Here is a 784-nt window from a genome sequence, read left to right as displayed (position 1 = left end):
CTCCGCATGTGCCTCGGCCAACCATGCGATCGCCTCGGCAGTGGACCAGATCAAGCTGGGCCGGGCCGACGTAATGGTTTCCGGAGGCAGCGACGCACCCTTCGCATGGGGCGTGCTGAAAGCATGGGAAGCAATGCGCGTGCTTTCACCCGATACCTGCCGGCCCTTCTCCGCCGATAGGAAGGGCCTGGTGCTGGGCGAGGGTGCGGGCATGGCCGTGCTGGAAAGCTACGAGCATGCCACGAGGCGTGGTGCCACAATTCTTGCCGAGATCGCCGGCGTCGGCCTTTCCGCCGATGCCTTCCACATTGCCGCGCCATCTGTCGAGGGGCCAGCGTCGGCGATGCGCGCCTGCCTTGCCGATGCCGGGCTGAATGCCGAGGACGTCGACTACCTCAACGCGCACGGCACCGGTACCAAGAGCAATGATCAGACTGAAACGGCGGCGATCAAGCGTGTGTTTGGAAACCACGCTTATTCGATGTCCATCTCTTCCACCAAGTCCACGCACGCGCATTGCCTCGGCGCAGCGAGCGCGCTTGAAATGATCGCCTGCGTGATGGCAATGCAAGAGGACGTCGTGCCGCCGACCGCCAACTATCGCGAGCCAGATCCCGCTTGCGACCTCGACATCACACCCAATGTGCCGCGCGAGCGCAAGGTGCGCGTCGCCATGAGCAACGCCTTCGCCATGGGCGGTACGAACGCAGTTCTGGCATTCAGGCAGGTGTAGAAGCCATGCAAGACGCCTCATTTGAGGTCACCTGTCGTATCTAGCTGCTTG

1 protein-coding gene is annotated in these 784 nt (G+C 62.9%); it reads left to right on the top strand.

Going from position 1 to position 784, the window contains the following annotated elements; translation table 11 throughout:
- Positions 1–733, top strand: a 733-nt coding sequence (locus EOB80_RS34285; RefSeq protein WP_164762840.1) for a beta-ketoacyl-[acyl-carrier-protein] synthase family protein, incomplete at its 5' end; no start/stop codon positions are given.
- Positions 734–784 lie beyond the last annotated feature (51 nt).

Origin of the sequence: Mesorhizobium sp. M7A.F.Ca.MR.245.00.0.0, assembly GCF_003997415.1 — a bacterium.
GTDB lineage: Bacteria > Pseudomonadota > Alphaproteobacteria > Rhizobiales > Rhizobiaceae > Mesorhizobium.
This window is presented reverse-complemented; position numbering and strand designations above follow the sequence as displayed.